The 22,507-nt window shown below is 69.8% G+C and carries 24 protein-coding genes; 14 read left to right on the top strand and 10 right to left on the bottom strand.

The window, feature by feature from the left end; all coding sequences use genetic code 11:
- Window positions 1-10 precede the first annotated feature (10 nt).
- Window positions 11-1,456, bottom strand: a complete 1,446-nt coding sequence (locus tag ACLJRM_RS32750) for an MFS transporter (RefSeq protein WP_410665249.1) — start codon at window positions 1,454-1,456, stop codon at window positions 11-13.
- A gap of 62 nt (window positions 1,457-1,518) precedes the next feature.
- On the opposite strand from ACLJRM_RS32750, the gene ACLJRM_RS32745 reads away from it, so the two are divergent.
- The 6 genes from ACLJRM_RS32745 (at window position 1,519) to ACLJRM_RS32720 (ending at window position 7,167) form a co-directional block, all read left to right on the top strand.
- Entirely contained in the window at window positions 1,519-2,475 is a 957-nt protein-coding gene (locus ACLJRM_RS32745) for a helix-turn-helix transcriptional regulator (protein WP_410665248.1), read from the top strand.
- A gap of 10 nt (window positions 2,476-2,485) precedes the next feature.
- Window positions 2,486-3,520 carry an L-glyceraldehyde 3-phosphate reductase gene (mgrA, locus tag ACLJRM_RS32740; protein ID WP_410665247.1) on the top strand — a complete coding sequence of 345 codons (1,035 nt, stop codon included), beginning with the start codon at window positions 2,486-2,488 and terminating at the stop codon, window positions 3,518-3,520.
- Window positions 3,521-3,588: 68 nt separating this feature from the next.
- A complete protein-coding gene (locus tag ACLJRM_RS32735) occupies window positions 3,589-4,347 on the top strand; it encodes a class I SAM-dependent methyltransferase (RefSeq protein WP_410665246.1) in 759 nt (252 codons plus the stop codon).
- A gap of 53 nt (window positions 4,348-4,400) precedes the next feature.
- The gene (locus ACLJRM_RS32730; RefSeq protein WP_410665245.1) at window positions 4,401-5,585 is read left to right on the top strand and encodes an MFS transporter; all 1,185 of its coding nucleotides are present in this window, start codon (window positions 4,401-4,403) and stop codon (window positions 5,583-5,585) included.
- A 4-nt stretch (window positions 5,586-5,589) separates the two neighbouring features.
- Window positions 5,590-6,261: a TetR/AcrR family transcriptional regulator gene (locus ACLJRM_RS32725; protein WP_410665244.1), complete on the top strand. Its 672-nt coding sequence runs from the start codon at window positions 5,590-5,592 to the stop codon at window positions 6,259-6,261.
- 12 nt (window positions 6,262-6,273) lie between these two features.
- A complete protein-coding gene (locus ACLJRM_RS32720; protein WP_410665243.1) occupies window positions 6,274-7,167 on the top strand; it encodes a TIGR03564 family F420-dependent LLM class oxidoreductase in 894 nt (297 codons plus the stop codon).
- Between the two features lie 151 nt (window positions 7,168-7,318).
- Here ACLJRM_RS32720 and ACLJRM_RS32715 read toward each other — a convergent pair whose 3' ends face one another.
- The 5 genes from ACLJRM_RS32715 to sigC form a co-directional block, all read right to left on the bottom strand.
- Entirely contained in the window at window positions 7,319-8,131 is an 813-nt protein-coding gene (locus ACLJRM_RS32715) for an aldo/keto reductase (RefSeq protein WP_410665242.1), read from the bottom strand.
- A 9-nt stretch (window positions 8,132-8,140) separates the two neighbouring features.
- Window positions 8,141-9,382: a PucR family transcriptional regulator gene (locus tag ACLJRM_RS32710; RefSeq protein ID WP_101609362.1), complete on the bottom strand. Its 1,242-nt coding sequence runs from the start codon at window positions 9,380-9,382 to the stop codon at window positions 8,141-8,143.
- Window positions 9,383-9,522: 140 nt separating this feature from the next.
- Window positions 9,523-9,978, bottom strand: a complete 456-nt coding sequence (locus ACLJRM_RS32705) for a (2Fe-2S)-binding protein (protein WP_005155104.1) — start codon at window positions 9,976-9,978, stop codon at window positions 9,523-9,525.
- Between the two features lie 26 nt (window positions 9,979-10,004).
- On the bottom strand, window positions 10,005-12,245 hold the full coding sequence (locus ACLJRM_RS32700; RefSeq protein WP_410665241.1) for a molybdopterin cofactor-binding domain-containing protein: 2,241 nt from the start codon (window positions 12,243-12,245) through the stop codon (window positions 10,005-10,007).
- 216 nt (window positions 12,246-12,461) lie between these two features.
- A complete protein-coding gene (gene sigC / locus ACLJRM_RS32695) occupies window positions 12,462-13,031 on the bottom strand; it encodes an RNA polymerase sigma factor SigC (protein ID WP_101609364.1) in 570 nt (189 codons plus the stop codon).
- Between the two features lie 58 nt (window positions 13,032-13,089).
- Here sigC and ACLJRM_RS32690 point away from each other — a divergent pair, with 58 nt between their 5' ends.
- Both ACLJRM_RS32690 and ACLJRM_RS32685 read left to right on the top strand, forming a co-directional pair.
- Window positions 13,090-13,818 carry a zf-HC2 domain-containing protein gene (locus ACLJRM_RS32690; protein WP_410599868.1) on the top strand — a complete coding sequence of 243 codons (729 nt, stop codon included), beginning with the start codon at window positions 13,090-13,092 and terminating at the stop codon, window positions 13,816-13,818.
- 218 nt (window positions 13,819-14,036) lie between these two features.
- Window positions 14,037-15,227, top strand: coding sequence for an ROK family protein (locus ACLJRM_RS32685; protein WP_101609366.1), 1,191 nt, complete (start codon window positions 14,037-14,039; stop codon window positions 15,225-15,227).
- Here the strand turns inward: ACLJRM_RS32685 and ACLJRM_RS32680 are convergent.
- Window positions 15,224-15,685, bottom strand: a complete 462-nt coding sequence (locus tag ACLJRM_RS32680) for a pyridoxamine 5'-phosphate oxidase family protein (RefSeq protein ID WP_410665240.1) — start codon at window positions 15,683-15,685, stop codon at window positions 15,224-15,226. The genes ACLJRM_RS32685 and ACLJRM_RS32680 overlap by 4 nt on opposite strands.
- Here ACLJRM_RS32680 and ACLJRM_RS32675 point away from each other — a divergent pair.
- Both ACLJRM_RS32675 and ACLJRM_RS32670 read left to right on the top strand, forming a co-directional pair.
- The gene (locus ACLJRM_RS32675) at window positions 15,684-16,166 is read left to right on the top strand and encodes a MarR family winged helix-turn-helix transcriptional regulator (protein ID WP_101609368.1); all 483 of its coding nucleotides are present in this window, start codon (window positions 15,684-15,686) and stop codon (window positions 16,164-16,166) included. The genes ACLJRM_RS32680 and ACLJRM_RS32675 overlap by 2 nt on opposite strands.
- Before the next feature lie 54 nt (window positions 16,167-16,220).
- On the top strand, window positions 16,221-16,574 hold the full coding sequence (locus tag ACLJRM_RS32670; protein ID WP_101609369.1) for a nuclear transport factor 2 family protein: 354 nt from the start codon (window positions 16,221-16,223) through the stop codon (window positions 16,572-16,574).
- On the opposite strand, the gene ACLJRM_RS32665 is transcribed toward ACLJRM_RS32670, so the two are convergent.
- Entirely contained in the window at window positions 16,571-17,077 is a 507-nt protein-coding gene (locus ACLJRM_RS32665; protein WP_101609370.1) for a PaaI family thioesterase, read from the bottom strand. The genes ACLJRM_RS32670 and ACLJRM_RS32665 overlap by 4 nt on opposite strands.
- A 72-nt stretch (window positions 17,078-17,149) precedes the next feature.
- On the opposite strand from ACLJRM_RS32665, the gene ACLJRM_RS32660 reads away from it, so the two are divergent.
- Genes ACLJRM_RS32660 through ACLJRM_RS32645 form a run of 4 tightly spaced genes read left to right on the top strand, consistent with a single transcriptional unit; the run spans window position 17,150 to window position 21,180 of the window.
- A complete protein-coding gene (locus ACLJRM_RS32660) occupies window positions 17,150-17,713 on the top strand; it encodes a TetR/AcrR family transcriptional regulator (protein WP_410665239.1) in 564 nt (187 codons plus the stop codon).
- Between the two features lie 52 nt (window positions 17,714-17,765).
- Window positions 17,766-18,053: an ArsR/SmtB family transcription factor gene (locus ACLJRM_RS32655; protein ID WP_101613373.1), complete on the top strand. Its 288-nt coding sequence runs from the start codon at window positions 17,766-17,768 to the stop codon at window positions 18,051-18,053.
- A gap of 35 nt (window positions 18,054-18,088) precedes the next feature.
- Entirely contained in the window at window positions 18,089-18,823 is a 735-nt protein-coding gene (locus tag ACLJRM_RS32650; RefSeq protein ID WP_101609372.1) for an HAD family hydrolase, read from the top strand.
- Between the two features lie 56 nt (window positions 18,824-18,879).
- On the top strand, window positions 18,880-21,180 hold the full coding sequence (locus ACLJRM_RS32645) for a glycoside hydrolase family 65 protein (protein ID WP_410665398.1): 2,301 nt from the start codon (window positions 18,880-18,882) through the stop codon (window positions 21,178-21,180).
- A 19-nt stretch (window positions 21,181-21,199) separates the two neighbouring features.
- Here the strand turns inward: ACLJRM_RS32645 and ACLJRM_RS32640 are convergent, their stop codons facing one another.
- Together ACLJRM_RS32640 and ACLJRM_RS32635 are read right to left on the bottom strand one after the other, a co-directional pair.
- Entirely contained in the window at window positions 21,200-21,379 is a 180-nt protein-coding gene (locus ACLJRM_RS32640; protein ID WP_101609374.1) for a hypothetical protein, read from the bottom strand.
- Between the two features lie 52 nt (window positions 21,380-21,431).
- Window positions 21,432-22,388 (bottom strand): Ppx/GppA phosphatase family protein, encoded by a 957-nt coding sequence (locus ACLJRM_RS32635; protein ID WP_101609375.1) that lies wholly within the window; start codon window positions 22,386-22,388, stop codon window positions 21,432-21,434.
- Window positions 22,389-22,507 lie beyond the last annotated feature (119 nt).

The raw sequence follows: 22,507 nt of genomic DNA, 5'->3' as shown, positions 1-22,507 counted from the left end.
GCTCGATCGCCTACCCGGCCGACTCTACGTCGCGGATCCGCTTGGGCAGCAGGAACCCGACCGCGAAGGTGAGCAGCACCATCACCGCGACCACCCAGAACGTCCGCTGGACGGCGCCGGTCGGATCGGTGGTGCCCGCGTCGAAGAACACCGTGCCCAGCAACGCCATCCCCAGCGCGCCGCCGACCTGCTGAAGCGAGGTCAGCGCGCCCGACGCCGAGCCGGCCTCCGACGGTTCCACTCCGGACAGCGCGATCTCGAAGTACGGCCCCATGATCAGCCCGGAGCCGATCCCGACCACGAGCAGCGCGGGGGCGAGCTGCCACGGACCGGTCTCCGGGCCGAGGATCAGCAGCAGGGCGACCACTCCGGCGGCCATGATCAGCGCGCCGGTGTGCAGCACCTTGCGGCCGTGTTTGCGGACGACCTGCACCAGGCCCATCCCGACGATCATGCCCAGCGACATCGGCACCCCGGAAAGCCCGGCCTTGAGCGGCGAGAAACCGAGTCCGAGCTGCAGGTACAGCGCGAACACGAAGCCGAAGCCGGAGAACGCCGCGAAGTAGATCGTCCCGGTCGCCATCCCGGCGAGGAAGCTGCGCTTGCGGAACAGGCCGGGTTCGACCAGCGGGTCACCGCCACGACGGCTCTTGCGCTTCTCGAACCACGCGAACACGCCGAACACCACGACCGAGGCGGCCATCATCGCGAAGATCCACAGCGGCCAGCCGTACTCGCGGCCCTGCACCAGCGGGAAGACGATCAGCAGGGCACCGGTCGTGGCGAGCAGCGCGCCGGGGATGTCGAGCTTGAGCGAGGCGCCCGGCCGGTTGGCTGGCAGGAACTTCAGCGCGGCGAACACGGCCGCCGCGCCGATCGGGAGGTTGATCAGGAAGATCATCCGCCAGCCGGTGCCGAAGAGGTCGGCGTCGACCAGCGAGCCCGCGAGGATCGGCCCGCCGACCGCGGCGAGCCCCATGACCGGGCCGAACATGCCGAACGCGGACTGCAGTTCCTTGCCGGAGAACATCTCCTTCATCATGCCGAGGCCCTGCGGGACCATCGCCGCGCCGAACAGGCCCTGCACCACCCGTGCGGCGATGATCATCTCGGGGTTCACCGCGATCGCGCAGAACAGCGAACCCACGACGAACCCGATCGCGCCGATCACGAACATGCGCTTGCGGCCGAAGATGTCGCCGAGCCGTCCGCCGGTGAGCAGGCCGGACACCATCGCGAGGGTGTACGCGACGCCGAGCCACTGGATCATCGCCGTGCCGCCGCCGAGCGAGGCCTGCATGACCGGTCCGGCGATGCTCGTGACGGTCATGTCGAGCAGTTCCATGACCGAACCGGTCAGGATCACGAACAGCGCGGGCCAGCGCCAGCGGTACGGCTTCTCCGTGAGGGCGTTTTCCGAGGTCACGCCGCTCGGGGTGTCCAGTGTCATCGTCATGAGGACAACGCTAAAGTCAATTCCGGCCACTTTCTGACCGGAATCGGAGCGAATCTGGATCCATGGCGAACACGAGTGCGCGGATGCTGCGGCTGCTGTCCCTGCTGCAGACACACCGCTTCTGGTCGGGGATCGAACTGAGCGACAAGCTCGAGGTGAGCGAGCGGACCCTGCGGCGCGACGTCGAACGGCTGCGCGAGCTGGGCTATCCGGTCAACGCGAGCCGCGGCGTGGCGGGCGGCTACCAGCTGAGGTCGGGCACGGTCATGCCGCCGCTGCTGCTGGACGACGAGGAGGCCGTGGCGATCGCGGTCGGCCTGCGGACGGCGGCGGGCGGCTCGGTGGAGGGCATCGAGGAGACGTCTGTCCGCGCGTTGACCAAGGTCGTCCAGGTGATGCCGCCCCGGCTGCGCAGGCGGGTCGACGCGCTCCAGGCGTACACGACGCCGGCGGCCGTCACCGGTCCCCGGGTCAACGCGGCCAGCCTGACGGTGATCGCGCAGGCCTGCCGGGACGACGAAAGGCTCAAGTTCGACTACGCGGCACGAGGCGGCGAGGAGTCCGCGCGGCTGGTGGAGCCGCACCGGCTCGTCTCACTCGGACGTCGCTGGTACCTGGTGGCGTGGGACCTCGACAGGGTGGACTGGCGCACCTTCCGCATCGACAGGCTCACCGAGCCGCGGACGACCGGAGCCCGCTACCGGCCGCGCGAGATCCCCGGCGGTGACGCGGTCAAGTTCGTCGAAGCCCAGATCAAGGCCAGGCCGACCACGCATTCGCTGGTCGTCCGGGTCGGGGCGCCGAAGGACCGGGTCGAGGCGGCGGTGCGGTACATCGGCGGCGCGCTCGAGGCGATCGACGAGACCTCCTGCCGCCTGACGATGAACGTCGACACCTTCGACTGGCCCGTGCTGATCCTCGCCGCCATCGGGGCGCCCTTCGAGGTCGAAGCGCCTTCGGCGTTCAAAGATCACCTCGCGTCCGTCGCCGCCCTCTTCACGGCGGCTTCCGGCGGCTAGCATCGGGCCCGTGAGCACCTATGTCGCGGCCGAGGGCCGATACGAGAGCATCCCTTACCGCCGCACCGGGCGCAGCGGCCTGAAGCTGCCCGCCATCTCGCTGGGCCTGTGGCACAACTTCGGGCACGACAAACCGCTGGGCACGCAGCGGGACATCGCCCGGCGGGCGTTCGACCTGGGCATCACCCATTTCGACCTCGCCAACAACTACGGCCCGCCCTACGGCTCGGCCGAGGAGAACTTCGGCAGGCTGCTGGCGTTGGACTTCAAGCCGTACCGTGACGAGCTGGTCGTTTCGACCAAGGCGGGCTACGACATGTGGCCAGGCCCGTACGGCGAATGGGGCTCGCGCAAGTACCTGCTGTCCTCTTTGGACCAGTCACTCGGCCGGATGGGACTGGACTACGTCGACATCTTCTACTCGCACCGCTTCGACCCGGAGACCCCGCTCGAGGAGACCGTCGGCGCGCTCGACACCGCCGTCCGCTCGGGACGCGCGCTGTACGTCGGCATCTCGTCGTACTCGTCGGAGAAGACCGCCGAAGCCGCGCGTCTCCTGCGGGAACTGGGCACGCCGCTGCTGATCCACCAGCCGTCGTACTCGATGTTCAACCGCTGGCTCGAAGGCGACAAACTGCTCGACACCCTCGAGACCGAAGGCGCGGGCTGCATCGCGTTCTCGCCGCTGGCACAGGGCATGCTGACGAGCCGCTACCTCGACGGCATCCCGGACAACTCCCGTGCCGCGCAAGGGAAGTCGCTGAACCCGGACACGATCACCGAGAACACGCTCGGCAAGATCCGGGCGCTGAACGAGATCGCCCAGCGGCGTGGCCAGACGCTGGCGCAGCTCGCGCTCGCGTGGGGCCTGCGCGACCCGCGGATGACGTCGGTGCTGATCGGCGCGAGCAGCGTCGCCCAGCTGGAGGACAACGTCGGCGCGCTGAAGAACCTGCACTTCACCAACGAAGAGCTGACCGAGATCGACCGCTACGCCACCGAGGCCGACATCAACCTGTGGAAGCGATCGACCGACGGCGCCTAGACCGCACGTTCGGGGGCAGGTCCCGAAAACGCGTTGCCCCATCGGGCGGCCGGGCCGAGACTGCGGACATGACGTTCGAAGAGCTGCTCACCGAAGGAGAGGCCGTCCCGGTCGAAGGCTGGGATTTCTCGTGGTTCGAAGGCCGGGCCACGGAGGAACGGCCGCCTTGGGGTTACTCACGGCTGCTCGGCGAACGGATGGCGACGGCGAAGGCCGGGCTGGACCTGCAGACCGGCGGCGGCGAGGTGCTCGCGGGCATCCCGAAGCCGCCGCCGGTCCTCGCAGCCACCGAAGGCTGGCCCCCGAACGTCGAGGTCGCCCGGAAAACCCTCGCGCCGTTGGGCGGCGAGGTGGTCGAGGCGGAGTTCGACGCGCCTTTGCCGTTCCCCGACGAGTCCTTCGACGTGGTGAGCAGCCGCCATCCGATCGAGAATCCTTGGCGGGAGATCGCCCGGGTCCTGCGACCGGGCGGAACCTTTCTGTCGCAACAGATCGGCGCCGGGACCGTCCGCGAACTCAAGGAGTTCTTCCTCGGCCCGCAAGACTACGGCGGCTGGACGCCCGAAGTGCTGCGCGCCGAGGCGGAAGCCGTGGGGCTGCGGGTGGACCGGCTCGAACCGGCGAAACTGCGGATGGAGTTCTTCGATCTCGCCGCGATCGTCCACTTCCTCCGGAAGGTGATCTGGATCGTGCCGGGGTTCGAAGTGGACAAGTACCGCGACAAGCTCGCGCAACTCCATCGGATGATCGAGGCCGACGGGATGTTCGTAGCGCACTCACGGCGGGTGCTCGTGGAGGCCGTCAAGCCTGGCCACACGTTCGAGTGATCACCGGCGCCGGGGCTTGAGGCGGGCCGCTCGCGGATGCGATACCTGCGAGCGTGTCCAGCTCCGCACCGCGCCAGCTGGCGCTCACTTCCGCCGCGCAGATCCTCGCCATGGGGCTGTGGTTCTCCGCGTCGAGCGTCGTCCCCGCCTTACGTATCGAGTGGGCACTGTCCACTCAGGGCACGGTGCTGCTCACCGCCTCGGTGCAGGTCGGCTTCGCGGCGGGCGCACTCGTCTCGGCCGTCGCCAACCTCGCGGACCGGCTCCGCCCCGAGCGGCTGCTGGCCGCGAGCGCCGCGACGGGCGCCCTCCTGACGCTGCTCTTTCCCTTGTGCGGTAACCATTTCTGGCTCGCGATCCTGTTGCGGTTCGGCACCGGGATGGCGTTGGCCGGGGTCTATCCGGTCGGGATGAAGATCGTCGTGTCCTGGTTCCCGGAGAGCCGCGGCCTCGCGCTCGGCGTGCTGCTGGCCGCGCTCGCGCTCGGTTCGGCGTCACCTCATCTGCTGGCCGGGAACCTTCCGGACTGGCGGACGGTCCTGGTCGTCGCCGCCCTTCTCGCCCTCGGCGCGGCGGCGCTGTCCGCGCTCTTCGTCCGCGTCGGCCCGGCCGCCCGGCGTTCACCTCCTTGGGAACCGCGCTACCTGCTCACGATGGCGAGCGACCGGCGGCAACGGCTGATCGCGCTCGGCTACTTCGGCCACATGTGGGAGCTCTACGCGTTCTGGACCTGGATCCCCGCCTACGCCGCGGCCGCGTCACAAAGCTCGGTGAGCCTGCTCGCGTTCACCGTCATCGGCGTCGGCGGCGCGGTCGGCTGCCTGCTCGGCGGCGCGCTCTCGGACCGGTTCGGGCGGATCGACGTCGCGCTCGTGGCGCTGGCGGTCAGCGGTGCGTGCTGCCTGCTCTCGGCGTCCGTCTTCGACGCCCCTCCCGCGGTACTCGGCACACTGCTGTTCGTCTGGGGAGTCGCCGCGATCGCCGACTCCGGCCAGTTCTCCGCCGCCTTGAGCGAAGCCGCGGATCCCCGCTACGTCGGCACCGCGCTCACCGCGCAGACGGCGATCGGTTTCCTGGTCAGCGCGCTGACCATCCAGGGCCTTCCGGTGCTCGCCGACGCCGTCGGCTGGCGGGCGGCGGCACCGGTGCTGGCCATCGGGCCGCTGCTGGGCGTGGCCGCCATGGCCAAACTTCGCCGCCCATCGCTTGACCAAATTTCAAAATCAGTCATAAACTAGCTTCGTGACCGAGGACAGGCAGGAACGCGCCGAACGCATTCTCGACGCGGCCGCGGAGCTGCTCCTGCGCCACGGCTACCGCCGGGTGACCGTGGAAGACGTCGCCGAGCACGCCGGCGTCGGCAAGGGAACCCTTTACCTGCACTGGAAAACCCGCGAACAGCTGTTCCTCGCGGTGATGCTGCGCGAAGCGGCGCGATCCATCGAGAACCTGGCGCAGGCGATCGAAGACGATCCGGAGCTCACGCTGCTGCACCGGATGACCCGCACCCAGTTCCTCAACGTCGTGCGCAGGCCCCTGCTCCACGCGCCGTACCTCGCCGACTCCGGCGTGCTGGGCAAGCTCGCGGCCAAGCTCCACGACAACCAGGATCCCCGGCACCACGAGGCGTTCCTGGACTACCTGAAACTGCAGGCCGAACACGGCCTGATCCGCACCGACCTCGAGGTCGAAGACCTGGCGACGGCGTATCAGGCCGTCCTGCACGGTTTCCTGCTCGCCCCGGCGGCGGACCCCGAGGCCGCCGCCGACCTGCTGGCCGACACCGTCGCCCGTGCCTTCCAGCCGACGGCCACTCCGCCAGCCGCGAAGGTGCGCGCGGCGGCACCGGGCGCCATCGCCCTCTTCCGCGCGACCGCGGAAATCGACCGCGCCAACCTCCGGCGCGCTTACTGACGGGAGCCGCGCATGCGGACCGGAATCCTCCTCGACGAAATCGGTGTCCCCTTCGGCGACGTCGTCACGCAAGCGAAAGAAGCCGCGCGGCTCGGCTACGACTCGATCTGGCTCGCGCAACGCGGCGGCTGGGACGCGCTCACCGCGTTGACGGCGCTGAGCGCGGCCGCCCCCGGTCTCGCGCTGGGCACCTCGGTGGTCCCCACTTACTCGCGTCACCCGATTTCCTTGGCGGCACAGGCTTTGACGCTGCAGGCCGCCACGGGGGCGCCGGTCTCGCTCGGTGTCGGGCTGAGTCACCGGCCGATCATCGAAGGCCAGTACGGCTATTCCTTCGACCGTCCGGTCCGGCATCTGCGCGAGTACCTGCAAGCGCTCGACCCGTTGCTGCACCACGGAAAGGCCGACGTGCACGGCGAGACGCTGACCGCCGTCGGCACCGTCGAGGCACCCGGCGCCGAGCCGCCTTCGGTCCTCGTCGGTGCGTTGAGCCCGCTGTCGCTGAAGGTCACCGGCGCCCACTCCGACGGCGTGGCCTCGACCTGGGCCGGACCGCGCTCACTGGCGGAGTACATCGTCCCGACGCTGACGAAAGCGGCGTCGGACGCCGGGCGCGCGGCACCGCGGATCGTCACCGGGCAGCTGATCTCCGTCACCGACGACCCCGACGGGCCACGGAACTGGGTCGCCGAGACCTACGGCATGGCGGCGAACATCCCGGCGTACCAAGCGATTTTCACCCGGGACAGGGTCGACGGCCCCGGCGGGACGGTGATCGCCGGAGACGAGGAGTTCGTCCGGGCGCGGATCCGCGAACTGGAAGAGGCCGGTGCGACGGAACTGATCGTGATGCCGGTCGGAACGCCCGAGGAGCAGGCGCGAACCCGGGAACTGTTCGCCTCGTGAGTGGCGTTCGAGTTCTATCGAGGGTAAGGCAAAGGTGGCGACTTCGCGGGCGGATCGGCAGTGGGCCGAAGGCTCCTTTGCCGCGTCCGATGCCGAGCGACCGCCACCGAACACGCTACTTTTGACCTTCCTCAACAACCCGAATCACCACTCACGAGCCCAAGCGATCCAGGTGCTCGGCTGTCAGCGTGACCTCGGCGGCGGCGAAGTTCTCCTCCAGATGCGCGATCTTCGCCGTCCCCGGGATCGGCAGGATCACCGGCGACCGCGCGAGCAGCCACGCGAGCCCGACCTGCGCCGTCGTCACCCCGAGTTCTTCCGCGACGGCGGCGATCCCGGCGGTGGCGTTCGACGCGGCGCCGAGCACCGGACGCCAAGGCAGGAAAGCGATCCCGGCCGCCTCACACGCGTTCAGCACCGCTTCGTACTCCCGGTCCACGAGGCTGTAGCGGTTCTGCACGCTCGCGATGTCCACGATCTCCCGCGCCCGCGCGAGTTCGTCCACGGTGACCTCGGACAGCCCGATCCGGCCGATCTTGCCTTCGTCGCGCAGCTCCCGCAGCGCGCCGAGCTGGTCGGCCAGCGGGGTTTCGGGGTCGATCCGGTGCAGTTGCAGCAGCTCTACCCGCTCGACGCGCAGCCGCCGCAACCCCTCGTCCACTTGCACGCGCAGGGATTCCGGTCGCCCGTCGTACTTCCAGTCGCCCCCGGTCTGTACGACGCCGACCTTGGTGGTGACCACCAGATCATCCGGATACGGGTACAGAGCTTCGGCGAGCAGTTCCTCGTTGGCTCCCCCGCCGTACAGATGCGCGGTGTCGATCAGCGTGATGCCCAGTTCGACCGCCCGCCGGGCGACCGCGATCGCGTCCTCGCGCCCGGGACCTGATTCGGTCGGCAGGCGCATGGCGCCGAAGCCGAGGCGGTGTACGGGCAGGTCTCCGCCGATGGCGAACTCGTCCATGAGGGAAACCTAGCGCAGCGGATCCCGCGGAGAGGGCAAATGCGAAGTGTCCGGGAACATGTGGAGCGCGCGCAGGGCGGCGCCGAGCTCGGCGATGTCGGCGGGATCGGTCAGCGAACGGCCCAGTTCCTCGGTGATCCGCTTGAGGCGATGCCGGATCGTGTTGGGGTGGCAGAACATCCGCTCCGACGTCAGTTTCGTGGAGCCCTGGCATTCGAACCACGCCCGCAACGTCAGCAGGAGCACGTTCCGGTCGTCGCCGGGCAGGTCCAGGATCGGCCGCAGCACGTGGTGCGCGAGCTGGACCGACGCCTCCGGCGCGCTGGCGACGAGACCGGCGAGCGGGGATTCGTTGAACTGCACCATTCCCGTCGTCCCCGGTGTCATGCTGGAGAGCGCGACCCGCGCGAGGTGCAGCGCGCGGGAGGTGTTCCCGAGACCGGTGAACACCGGGCTGACGCCGATGCGGCCGATCGAGTTCTCCCGCAGCAGCTCGATGATCACCTGGGACGCCGACGGATCCCGCATCGACACGACGCCGACCTGAAGATCCGGGGTGAGCCGCCAGGCGGACGCGTGATGCCGGTCGCGGAGCCGGTTTTCGATCTGGGGCAACGGTTCGTGTCCGACGCGCGGGGTCTCCGCCGCGACGACCACATAGGTCCCGTCGAGCGAGAGTTCCAGCACGCGCGCGATGTCCCACAGCGTGCCCTCGGTCGCGGCGCCGCCGGCGAACAGCGCCTCGACCAACGCGGAGCGCCGGCTTTGGTGCGCCAGCATGACTTCGGCGGTGGTGTCGCGATAGGTCGTCGTCAGCGCCTCGGCGTAGTCGTCGATCAGCGCCCAGATCGCCGACGTCGCGGCGACGAGGCCGCGAAGATCCTGGTGTTCGCCCGAAGCGGTCAGTTCGACGAACCGGTTCCACACCTCGGTGAGGCCGATCCGGTACGCCCGCAGGAGTTCCGGCAGCGGCGCGCCCTGCAGCGCCCGCGCGCGCCCGGTCGCCCGCGCCTGCGCGAGGTCGGGTTCCTCCGAGCCGCGCAGGGTCCGCATGACGAACTCGAGGTTGTTCCGCACCGAGGTCCGCAGTTCGGCCAGGGAGACGAACTGCGCGTCGTGGTACACCGGCATCTCGGCGCGGATCTGCCCGACGGTGCTGTCGATCAGCCCTGGCAGCTGTTTTTCGACCTCGACGGCCAGTTCGGCGACGACGGCGGCCGAACCTTCGCGGAGCACTGTTCTGTAGTGCATGGGCGTCCTCCGGGGCAGGGACTCCTCGTCGAGCCCCTGGGGAGGTCATCTAACACGACTCACCCGGAAGTGGCCTGCCGAAGCCGAAAAGCTCCGCCGGTGCGGCGAAAATATCTGCTTTTCGCCGCACCGGCGGTAATTCACATCTTCGCGGCCGCGCTCTTGATGGCCTCGCGGATCCGGAAGTAGGTGCCGCACCGGCAGACGTTCTGGATCGCGTCGATCTCGGCGTCCGTCGGATTCTTCGTCTTCTTCAGCAACGCCACCGCGGCCATGATCTGTCCCGGCTGACAGTAGCCGCACTGGGCGACGTCCTGCTCCAGCCATGCCTCCTGCACCGGATGCAGGTCCTCACCGTCGGCGAGGCCTTCGATGGTGGTGACGTCCTTGCCCGAGCAGTCGGACACCGGCGTGACGCACGGGTTGAACGCCTCGCCGTCGAGGTGACTGGTGCAGGCCTTGCAGACGTTGATCCCGCAGCCGTACTTCGGGCCGCGGACGCCGAGCTTGTCCCGCAGCGCCCACAGCATGGGCAGATCCGCGGGAGCGTCGACGGTGACGGTCTTCCCGTTCACCGTGAAGGTGTAATTGGGCATCGGAACTCCTTGGCGGGGAAGGAAAGTCAGCGGGGGAAGGGCTCGAAGTCGATCGGGAAGTTGATCGGGAAGCTGCGCGGTTTGATCCCGGTCGCCCGCGCGTAGGCGTTCGCGATCGCGCCGACCGGCGCGGGTACGCCGAGTTCCCCGGCGCCGCCGATCTCGCCCGTCTCGGGCATGACGAACACCTTGACGTCCTTCGGCGAGTTCTTCTGCCGCGCGTAGTGGAACTGCGAGTAACTGCCCTCCAGCGGCAGCCCCTTGTCGATGTGCAACCCGGCGGTCAGCGTCGTGGAGATGCCGTCGGTCAGGCCGCCGAGCATCTGCGCCTCGATACCGCGCGGGTTGATCGGCTTGCCGACGTCGACCGCGATGGTCGCCTTGGTGACACGCGGGTTCTTCGGGTCGCGAGCGTCCATTTCGACCAGGCAGGCGGTGTACGACTTGTACTCGCCGTGCACGGCGACGCCCTGCGCGAAACCCTTGGGCATCTTCTTGCCCCACTCGCCGAGTTCGGCGACCTTGTCCAGCACCGCGCGCTGCCGCTCGTTCTTGATGAACTCGCGCCGGAACGCCACCGGGTCCTTGCCGAGCTTCGCGGCGATCTCGTCGACCATGATCTCTTCCGCGCCGCGCGTGCTCGACGAATACACCGACCGCCAGGCGCCGGTGTGGAAGTCCACCGGGACCTCGTTGAGCAGCTGCGTGGTGACACCGAAGTTGTACGGCGACTTCACCGTCAACAGGAACACCGTCTGCGCGAAGCTCAGGTTCCCGGCGACCGGCAACTGGGCGGCGAACGCGGTGAGAACCTCGCCGAGCCCGTGTCCCCAGTCGGTCTCCACGCTGGCGACCCGGTGTTCGAAGCTGAGCACCTGGCCGAGCGCGAAGGTGGCGCGGATCTTGTGGTGGCTCGCGGCGCGGGCGCGGCCGTGGCGCATGTCGTCGATCCGGCTCCACATCAGCCGCACCGGACGCTTCATCGCCTTCGAAATCCGCGCGGCTTCGATCGCGCCGTCGGAGAACAGCCTGCGGCCGAACGACCCGCCCGCCTGCTGGACGTGCACGGTGACCTTGTTCACCGGCAGGCCGAGTTCCGCCGCGATGTTCTGCTTCGCCAGGATCGGGACCTTCATCCCGGACCAGATGGTGGCGCCGTCCGCCCGGACGTCGGCGACCGCCGAGTTGGTCTCCAGCGGCGCGTGGCTCGCGAAGGCGAAGTCGAACTCGCCGTCGACGTACTGGGTCAGCAGCGGCGGGACGACGAACGGCAGCGCCGCGGCCTGCAGCTTCTTCTTGATCGTCGCGTTGTTCTCGCCGTCGACGGTGCCGCCGTTCCAGGTGACGTCGAGGGCGTTCTTGCCGTCGAGCGCCTGGCCGAAGGTCTCGGCCAGCACCGCTACACCGGTCTTGATGACGGCGATGTCGATGATGCCCGGCATCGCGCGGACGGCGGCCTCGTTGTTGACCTTCTTGACCGTGCCGTTGATCGTCGGCGGGCGGCGGACCATGGCCGGCTTCGCGCCGGGGATGTCCAGGTCGAGCGTGTACTTCAGCTGCCCGGTGACCATCGCGCGGGCGTCCTTGCGCGACTGCGGCGTGCCGACCAGCTTGTGCGCGGACTCGGCTTTCGGGGTCACCGTGAGCTTCCCCAGATCGGCGCGGGCGGCGGGCCTGGACAGCGCGCCGTATCCCATCCGGCGGCCGTCGGGCGCGATCACCGAACCATCCCTTGTGGACAGACGATCGGCCTGGGCGCCCCACTGCCGCGCCGCGGTCGCGACCAGGCGGGCACGGGCGGCGGCCGCCGCGATCCGCACCGGGGTGTACAGCGAACGCATCGTGTTGGAGCCGCCGGTCAGCTGGTTGAACAGCAGTTCCGGACGGGCGTCGGAGAGCACGACGTCGACGCGGTCGAGCGGCAGGTCCATCTCTTCGGCGACGAGCATCGCGTTCGCCGTGGTGATGCCCTGGCCGACCTCGGTCCGCGGCAGTTCCAGCCGCACGCGGCCGTCTTCGCGGACTTCGAGCACGAGCAGACCGGCGGTGGGGGCGTTCGAAAGGATCAGGACGTCGCCGAGGTCGAGGATCTCGGCCGGTCCGGGAAGGGTCGGGATGACCGCTTCGGCCTCTTCGGGGGCGAAGCCGTCGATACCGATCTTCGTGGCGATCGTGAGGGTGGGCGCGGCGACGAGGAAGCTCAGGAACCGGCGGCGGCCGAGGCCGCCGGGGTCCTGCTCTTGGGTTCCAGTGGTGGGACTGGCCATCGGGAAGATCCCTTCGAGAGCGCGCGGTGAAGGCGGGGACCCTCGCGCGGCCTGGGGTCGGATGGCGACACGCTAGGCATCGGCATTCGGCCTAGTCAACGCGGAGTAGTCGTGTCAGCCCATCTGTGTGACGAGGTGACAGCGGAGGGCCCCAAATGTGTGCCGCGCCACAGCGAGACCCGCAATCAGTCCTCTGGTTGCGGTACTTGCGGGGCGTTAGATGGAGTCGCGCTCCCGGCCTGCTTCGAGCAGGTCTTCGCGGGCGCGGGCGATGCGCGAGCGCACGGTGCCGACCGGGCAGCCGCAGATCTCGGCGGCCTCGGCGTACGAAAGCCCCAGCACCTGGGTGAGGACGAGGACCTCACGCCGTTCCGGGTCGAGCCCGTCGAGCAGCATCCGCAGCTCCACGAGGTCTTCGAAGCCCGCGACACCCTCCGCCTGACGGGCGCCGCGGCGCTCGGCGGTGGCTTCCCAGTCGACGTCGGCGAGCTTCGGACGAGCCGAAGCCGCCCGGATGCGGTCGACGACCACGCGGCGCGCGATCGAAAGGAGCCAGGTCCGCGAGGAGGACCGTCCGGCGAACCTGCGCAGGCTGCCGAAGGCGCGCAGGTACGTCTCCTGGGTGAGATCGTCGGCGGCACTGACGTCGGCGAGGTGCGCGACGAAGCGCCAGACGTCGGCCTGCGTGGCCCGCACCCAGTCCTCGAGCGCCCGCCGGTCACCGCGGGCGGCGTCGAGAGCGAGCGCGGTCACCCGCTCGTCGTCGTGGTTGCGCGCCCCGGCCATACGAGAAACGTAGCAGCGTCCCGGGAACCGGGGCAGGCCCGCGCCCGACAAGTGAGACGTGAAGTGCGAGACCTGCCGCGAGGCCCTGTCGGCCCGGCTCGACGGCGAAACCGAACCCGCCCCGCCCGAGGCGGTCGACCGGCACGTCGCCGGCTGCGCCGCCTGCCGTTCTTGGCTCGCCCGCGCCGAACGGCTGCACCGGACGCTGCTGGTCCGGCCCGCTCCCCCGGTCCCGGACCTCACCGCCCTCATCATGGAGCGCACGCCCGCCCCGCCGAGCGAGGGCTGGCCCGCCAGGATCGCGCTCGCCCTGGTCGCGATCGCGCAGCTCGGCCTCGCCTTCGCCCAGCTGCTGGGGGTCGAAGACCACGGCGCCGGGCACGGTGCGGAAACCCTGGTCGGGCACCTTTCGCACGAGAGCAGCGCGTGGAACCTCGCCGTCGGCGTCGGACTCGGCTGGGCGGCCTTCCGCACGAAGGCCGCCGCCGGGCAGCTGCCGGCGCTGACCGGTTTCGTCGCGCTGCTGCTGGCGTTGTCGGCGGGCGACCTCGTCACCGGGCAGGTCACCGCCGGGCGCGTGCTGACCCACGGCCTGGTCGTCCTCGGCCTGGTGCTGCTGTTCGTGGTGAACCGCCAGCACCGCCTGCGCACCCGCCCGAGCCCCGCGACGACGGCCGACAGCCCCGATTCGTACTCCACGGAGACGGACCACGAGACCGGCGAAGCCCCCGAACGACCCCGCCAGCACAAGGGATTCCGCCGCCCGGCGAGCCGCCACGTCGCCTGACCGGAGGTTGACCCGCTTGGTCTAGACCATTGCCGGTCACTGGGAGCACCCGTCCGGACACCGGGTGAATCACCGGATTTCGCGCGCGGCGTGCGCGAGTTGCGACCCGGACACGTTTACTGTCACCGAGAACCACTGAATGTAAACCTTCTTGCCCTTTTCGGGCCGGACCCGATTACTTTGGTGGGAACACTTTGGTTCGACAGGAGGCGAAGCTCGTGGTTGGCGCAGAAAGTCCGCCCGTCGGCACCCCCGCCGGGATGCGGAAGATCAATCAGCGCGCCGTGCTGGACCTCCTGCGCCGCAGCGGCCCCGCGACGCGGCCGCAAGTCGCCAAGGACACCGGTCTTTCGAAACCCACGGTGAGCCAAGCTTTACTGGCGCTCGAAGCGGCCGGTCTCGCCAGGGCGACCGGGCACACCTCCACCGGCACCGGCCGGTCCGCCGTCCTCTACGAAGCGGATCCCACGGCCGGTTACGTCCTCGGTGTCGACATCGGACGCGAGCATCTCCGCGTCGCCGTCTCGGATCTCGGCCACACCGTGGTCGCCCGGCGTGACGAGCGGAACACCTCGCGTTCGGGCACCGCGCTCGTCAGCGCCGTGGGCGCCCTCGCCGCGGCGACGGTGCGCGAAGCGGGACTGAGCCAGGCCGACATCGTCGTGCGCGTCCTGGGCTCCCCCGGCGTCGCGGATCCGGCGAAACGCTGCTTCCGGCACGCGCCGAACCTGCCCGGCTGGGGCAAGGCGGGCCTGCTCGACGAGCTCGAAGGCGTCCTCGGCCCGGACCTGATGGTCGAGAACGACGCGAATCTCACCGCCGTCGGCGAATGGGAACGCGGTGCCGCGCGCGGCGCGTCCGTTTTCGGCTGCATCACCATCGGCACCGGCGTCGGCATGGGCGTGATGGTCAACGGCGAGGTCTTCCGCGGCGCGACGGGCGCGGCGGGCGAAATCGGCTACCTGCCTTACGGCCAATCGCACGCGGCGGACGCCCCGCCGGTCCGCGGCCACCTCGAAGAGGCGACGGCGGCACAGTCCGTGGTCCGCGGCGCGCGCGAACTCGGCCTCGGCACGGCGAAATCGGCCCGCGAGGTCTTCCGCCTCGCCCGCGACGGCGACGAACTCGCCCTGCGCGCCGTCGAGGCGGAAGCGGACAGGCTCGCCTACACGGTGGCCTCGGTGGCCGCGGTGATCGACCCCGAACTGATCGTGCTCGGCGGCGGTATCGGCACCGCGGCCGATCTGCTGCTCGACCCGATCGACCGCGCCCTGCGGTCCTTCACCCCGCTCGTCCCGTCGGTCGTCCAGGGCGAACTGGGCGACGACGGCGTGCTGACCGGCGCGATCAGCGTCGGGCTGCGCGCCGCCGAGGGCCTGGTCTTCGAACGGAAGGTCGGCGCGGCCTAGGACCGCCGCCAGGCCTTGCCGCCCGCGCTGAGCCTCCACGGCGTCAGGCGCAGGACGGTGAGGCCCGGGTCGAGCGGGTCTTCGCCACCCATGATCTTCGGGTCGAAGCCCAGCGGTTCCGGCGTTTCCGACGCCAGCCGCCACAGGTGCCGCCGCGTTTCCTCGTCGTCGGCGTAGCCGGCGCCGCATTCGGCGACGGCGACCTCGTGCGCCGGATCCCAGTACGAGCACGAGACGAACGGCGTCCGCGCCAGATGCGCTTTCTTCAGCGGCGTCGGCCGGGTGAACAGGTGCCCGACGAGTCCGCCGTCCCGCTCCTCCCAGATCGGGTGCACCACCCGCGACCTCGGCCTGCCCTGCCTGTCGACCGTCGCGAGCGTGCACCAGACGACGCGATGCGCGACGCGGACGAACTCCGCCACCACGTCCGGCGGCGGCGTGCTAGATTCCACAACCATGGTTGTGGATCCTACGCCGTCGAACCTCGACCTGTCACTCGTCTCGCTGTTCGCGGGCTGGGCGATGGGCGACGAGATCCAGCGGCGGCTGACCGCCGACGGACTCGGCGAGCCGCGCTTCAACGACGGCGTCGTGTTCCAGCACGTACTCGCGGGGCCACTGTCGATCTCCGCGCTCGCCGAACGGATGGGCGTGACCCAGCAAGCGGCTTCGAAGGCGGTCGCCGATCTGGAACGGCGGGGCCTGCTACGGCGCGAGCCCGATCCGGCCGACGCGCGGACCCGGCTGCTGCATCTGACGGAACAGGCCGAAAACACCGTCGAAGCGGCACGGAAACACCGGGCCGCACTCGAAAAAGAACTCGTCGCGGAGTTCGGCGAAGTACGGATCGCGGACGCGAAGGCCTTGCTGGCGGGAATCCTCGGCCGTCACGGCGATCCGGAAGCGATCCGCGGCCGCCGGATCCGCCCGCCGCGGTGAGCCATTACCTCCGCGGTAATCGACGACGGCGAATCCGCGCGGAACGATACCCACATGACCACAGCCAAGAAGATCGTCCTCGACTGCTTCGAGAACCTGTTCGTGCACAAGGACTTCGCCGCCGCGGGCGCGAACGTGCACCCGGATTTCCGCACCCACAGCCCGGGTCTCCCCTCCGGCCGTGACGCTTTCGTCGAAGCGATCCGGAATTCACCGCTCGCCGGCGCCGACGTCACCGTCAAACGCGTGATCGCCGACGACGATCACGTCGTCGTGCACCTGCACGTCGTCCCGGCAGGCGACGAACGCGGCGCGGCCGTCGTCGACATCGTCCGGGTGGCGGACGGGCTCATCGTGGAGCACTGGGACGTCAAGCAGCCGGTCCCGCCCGGCGCCGAGATGTTCTAGGGCTTGATGATCAGGCAGGTGCTCGACGCGGTCGCGAGCACCTTGCCCTGCCCGTCGCGGATGTCGCCCTCGGCGAACGCGACGCGCGAACCGGCCTTCACGACCCAGCCGTGCGCGCGGATCTCCCCCACCGAACCGGAAATGGCGCGCAGGTAGTTCACCTTCAGCTCGACCGAGGTGTAGCCGACCCCGGCGGGCAGGGTCGAATGCACCGCGCACGCCACCGCCGAGTCCAGCAGGGTCGCCGCGACACCCCCGTGCACGGTCCCGATCGGGTTGTACAGCGACTCGTCCGGCGTCGCCGCGAGCACGACGTCGCCTTCGGCCACGCTCACCCAGCGCATGCCGAAATGCGCCGAGATCGGCGGCGGCGGGATCCGCCCTTCGGCGATCCCCGACAGGTACTCCAGCCCGGAAAGTTCCAGCCCGAGCCTGGCGGTGGGCAGCGGATCCTGCCAGGTCACGGTCTTCTGCCTGGTCTCCCCGGTGACGTCGACGGTCATCCGTACCTCCTAAGACGATCGTCCTAGACTTGACCAAGACGGTCGTCCTAGTCAAGGACTATGCTGGGCGACGTGTCCGACACCACCACCCGCGAGCGGATGATCTCGACCGCGATGGAGCTCTTCCGCCGCGAGGGTTACCAGGCGACCTCGTGGCGGCGGCTCGTCGAGCAGGCGGGGACGCCGTGGGGGTCGGCGTACCACCACTTCCCCGGCGGCAAGGAGCAGCTGGCGGTCGCCGCGATCGAACTCGGCACCGCCGTCGTGTCCAAGACGGTGCACCGCGCCTTCGAGCGCAACGAGACCGTCGAGGACGCCGTGAGCTGGTGGTATCGCAAGGCGGCCGAGGCGCTGGCCGCCGACGACTACCGCGGCGGCTGCCCGCTCGCCACGATCACGCTGGAGATGGCGCACGCCTCGCCCGCGATCACCAAGGCGTGCCAGAACGCGTTCGCCGCCTGGCACGTGCTGCTGGTGGACCTGCTCGGCGGCCACGATGTCGGGGACGCCGACGACCTCGCGGCGGCCATCGTGAACAACCTCGAAGGCGCCCTGCTGGTCAGCCGGATCCGCCGGTCACCCGATCCGCTGGAGCGGGCAGCGCGGCACGTCGCACTCGTGGTCCGCGCCGCCTAACATCGCGAAGGTGAGCATCGAGCCGGACCGCGTCGACGCCGCCGTCGCGGGCATGGGCGACCGCGAGGCGATCACCGAATGGGCACAACGGTTCTCGCTCGTCGCGGATCCGTCGCGGCTCGCACTGCTGGTCTCCATCCACTACGCGCGCGAGATCAGTGTCACCGATCTCGCCGCCGCCACCGGGATGACCGACACCGCCGTCTCGCAGGCGTTGCGACTGCTGCGCGCGCACGGTCTGGTGACGGCCCGGCGCGACGGCCGGATCGTCCGCTACAGCCTCGCCGACGCGACCGTCCACGAACTGATCCACCTGGTGCGGCCGCATCCCGGAAGCTGAGCGGGCACCGGCGGGCGCGGGTAGCGTGCGGAGGCATGATCGGTCTGCCCGACACCATCACGGCCTGCCTCTTCGACCTCGACGGCGTGCTGACCGGCACCGCGGCCCAGCACCGCGAAGCGTGGAAACGCACGTTCGACGAGTTCCTGCGCGCCCGCGACGGTGACACCTTCTCCCCGTTCACCGACACCGACTACGCCGCCTACGTCGACGGAAGGCCGAGGGCCGACGGCGTCCGCACCTTCCTCACCTCGCGCGGGATCGAACTGCCCGAGGGAAAACCGGACGACGGGATCGACGCCGCCACCGTCAACGGCGTCGGGAACCGCAAGAACCAGCTGGTCCTGAAGATCATCGACGAAGAGGGCGTCACCCCGTACCCGGGTTCCGTGCGCTACCTGGAAGCGGCGAAAGCGGCGGGCCTGCGCATCGGCGTCGTCACCTCGTCGGCCAACGGCGCGAAGGTGCTCGACGCCGCCGACCTGACCAAGTTCGTCGAAGCGCGGATCGACGGGATCGTGCTCGCCGAAAAGGGACTGCGCGGCAAGCCCGCCCCCGACTCGTTCCTCGCCGGCGCCGAGGCGTTCGACGTCGCCCCCGAGAACGCGGCGGTCTTCGAGGACGCGCTCGCGGGCGTGCAGGCGGGCAAGGACGGCGGTTTCGGTTACGTGGTCGGGGTGAACCGCGCGCATCAGGCCGGGGAACTGCTCGAACACGGCGCCGACGTCGTGGTGGACGACCTCGCCGAACTCCTGGAGGATCGCAAGTGACCGAATCGCGTCTCCACGGCTACGAGGTCTCGCCCTGGGAACTGCGCTGGCACGGCATGGACGTCGATGCCCTGCAGCGCACCGAATCGGCCTTCGCGTTGTCCAACGGGCACATCGGGCTGCGCGGCACCCTGGAAGAGGCCGAACCCCGCGGCCTGCCGGGCACCTACCTGAACGGTTTCTACGAACAGCACGACCTTCCCTACGCGGAAACCGGTTACGGCTACCCGGAAGAAGGACAGACCGTCGTCAACGTGACCGACGGCAAGATCATCCGGCTGCTGGTCGAGGACGAACCGCTCGACATGCGGTACGGCCAGGCGACCGAGCACGACCGCGTCCTCGACTTCCGCAAGGGCACGCTCACGCGCGAGACCGTGTGGTCCTCGCCGACCGGGCGCCGGGTCCGGGTGCGGACCGAACGCCTGGTCTCGTTCACCCAGCGGGCCGTCGCCGCGATCCGGTACGAGGTCGAACCGCTCGACGACGAACTGCAACTGGTGGTGCAGTCGGATCTGCTCGCCAACGAGCCGATCGAATCCGACACCCGCGATCCCCGGGTCGCGGCCGCTTTGGAGTCGCCGCTGGTCGCGGAGTACCAGCACGCCGAGGCCTATCACGCCGTGCTGGTGCACCAGACCCGCCGGTCCGGGCTGCGGATGGCGGCGGCGATGGACCACAAGATCGACGTCAACGACGGGGTCCGCACGCATATCGAGGCCGAAGAGGATCTGGCGCGGTTGACCGTCGCCGTCGACGTGCCCAAGGGCGGACGGCTGCGGATCACCAAATTCCTCGCCTACGGCTGGTCCGCGCAGCGTTCGGTGCCCGCGGTACGCGCCCAGGTGGAGGCCGCGCTGGCGGGCGCGCGGCAGACCGGCTGGAAGGGTTTGCTCGCCGAGCAGAAGGAGTTCCTCGACGATTTCTGGGAGACCTCGGACATCGAAATCGACGGCGACCCGGAACTCCAGCAGGCGGTACGGTTCTCGCTCTTCCATCTCCTGCAGGCCGGCGCCCGCGGTGAGGCGAGGGCTTTGGCGGGCAAGGGGTTGACCGGCCCCGGCTACGACGGGCACGCGTTCTGGGACACCGAAACCTTCGTCCTGCCCGTGCTCACCTACAGCATGCCGGACGCCGCGCGCGACGCCCTGCGCTGGCGTCACTCCACTTTGGACAAAGCAAGGGAAAGGGCGACGCAGCTGGGTTTGCGCGGCGCGGCGTTCCCCTGGCGGTCCATCAACGGCGCGGAATGCTCGGCGTACTGGCCCGCGGGCACGGCGGCGTTCCACGTCAGCGCCGACATCTCGGACGCCGTCGTGCGCTACCTCAACGCCACCGGCGACAGTGAGTTCCTGCGGACCTGCGGCGCGGAACTGCTCCTCGAAACCGCGCGGATGTGGTCGTCGCTGGGCCATTTCGACCGCCAGGGCCGGTTCCGGATCGACGGCGTCACCGGACCGGACGAGTATTCCGCGGTGGCGGACAACAACGTCTACACGAACCTGATGGCACGCCGGAACCTCTTCTACGCCGCCGAAATCTGCGGGCAGCACGAAGACATCGCGACCGCGTTCGACGTCCACGCGGACGAGGTCGAGTCGTGGCGCAAGGCGGCCGAGTCGATGCTGGTGCCCTACGACGAGGACCTCGGCGTCCACCCGCAGTCCGAAGGGTTCCTGGAACACGACGAGTGGGATTTCGAGGCCACGGACGCGGACTTCTACCCCCTGCTGCTGAACTTCCCGTACTTCGACCTGTACCGCAAACAGGTGGTCAAGCAGGCGGATCTGGTGCTCGCGCTGCACCTGTGCGGCGATTCCTTCACCCCGGAGGAGAAAGCGCGCGACTTCGCCTACTACGAGGCGCGGACGGTGCGGGATTCGTCGCTGTCGGCGGGAACGCAGGCCGTGGTGGCGGCCGAGGTCGGCCATCTCGAACTGGCCTACGACTACCTCGCCGAGGCCGCGCTCACCGACCTGCACGACGTGCACAACAACGTCCGCAACGGCCTGCACCTCGCCTCGCTGGCCGGCGCGTGGCAAGGCACCGTCGCCGGGTTCGGCGGCCTGCGTGACCACGGCGGACGGCTGACCTTCGCGCCGCGGCTGCCGCCGCAGCTACGGCGGATCGCGTTCCGGCTGACCTTCCGCGGCACGCGGTTCCAGGTCGAGATCGACGGCGAGGGCGCGACGTATCACGTGATCACCGGGGAGCCGCTGGAACTCGCGCATCACGGCGAGACGTTCACCGTGAACTCCGAGCCGGTGCGGCTGCCGATCCCGGCGCTCGATCCGGGTCCGGCGCCGGTGCAGCCCGCGGGCCGGGCCCCGGTGCGGCGGCGCCCCAAGGACGCGTGAGCGGCCCCGCGGCGGACGCTCAATCCGGAGGTTCGACCGGGACTTCGCCGCTGCCCGGCACGCCGTCGACCTCCTCGGTGCCGTGCGGGCCGATGTCGCGGTTGGGCGCGCTCGGCACGTCGGTCTTCGGCTGGGTCTTCCGGAGGTCCTCGAGGTCTTCTTCGTCGTCCTGCCCGAAGCTCTTCTTGCTTTCCCTCATGTGTCCGGGGTACCCGTTCGCGAGCGGATACGCCAGCTTTCAAGTGGATTTGTCAGGCGGCTTTCGCCGGTTTTCCCTCCGGCGTGACCAGTCCGTCGAGCATGCCGAGCAGCAGACCGTCCCTGGTGGACCAGGGGCAGATGGCGACCTGGCCACCGGAAAGCGTCAGCAGCGCCTCGGCGACGATCGCGCCCGCGAGCGCCTGGTGGGAGCGCTGGCGCGAGATGCCGGGCAGTTCGGCGCGGCGTTTCGCGGGCAGCTTCGCCAGCCGCGGGATCCACGCGCGGAGGTCGTCGAGGTGCAGTTCCCGTGCGCGGGACGGCCGGTCGCCGGCGAGCCGGGCGAGTTGCCGCAGCACCTTGGAGCAGCCGACGGCGCGGTGGTCGCGGATCTGCGGCAGGACGTCCTGCATCGCGTCGCGGACCTCGTCGAGGACGTGTTCCCGCATCGCCCGGACGACCTTGGGCGACGGGCATTCGGTGGCGAACCAGTCCCGCGTCAGCGAGCGGGCGCCGAGCGGCAGCGAGTGCGCGAACTCGGCTTCCTCCGCCTCCCCCGCGGCGAGTTCGACGGTTCCGCCGCCGATGTCGAGCACCAGCAGCCCGCCCGCCGAGGCGCCGTACCACCGGCGCGCGCCGACGTAGGCCAGTTCGGCCTCGCGGCGGCCGGTCAGGAACCGCAGTTTGACCCCGGTGGCCTTCGCGACGTCGCAGACGACCTGCTTCACGTTGGCCGCGTCGCGGATCGACGAAGTGGCGAGCGGGTACACGTCTTCGACGCCGTGCTTGGCGGCCATGGTCATGCCCGCCTCGACCGCCGACGCGACCGCGTCGATGCCACGCCGGGTCAAGTTCCCGTCGTCATCGAGTTCCCTGTCGAGCCGCAGGCGCGTCTGGTGGCTCAGCACGGGGTCGAGCGGCGAACCGCCCTTGGCCAGAACCACCAGCCGTGCACTGAACGACCCGACGTCCAGGACCGCGGCGGACGGCTCCCCGATCTGCTTGCGCACGCGAGGCACCTCACCTTCGTCGCGAACGGATTCCCCCGAGGTCTCGCTTCCACTCCTGATAATGGCGGATTTTCCGGCCGTTCAGGCGTGGTTTACGTTCTCTTTCCACCGGGAGGCCG

The organism is Amycolatopsis sp. lyj-84, from assembly GCF_046549075.1.
Lineage (GTDB): Bacteria > Actinomycetota > Actinomycetes > Mycobacteriales > Pseudonocardiaceae > Amycolatopsis.
This window is presented reverse-complemented; position numbering and strand designations above follow the sequence as displayed.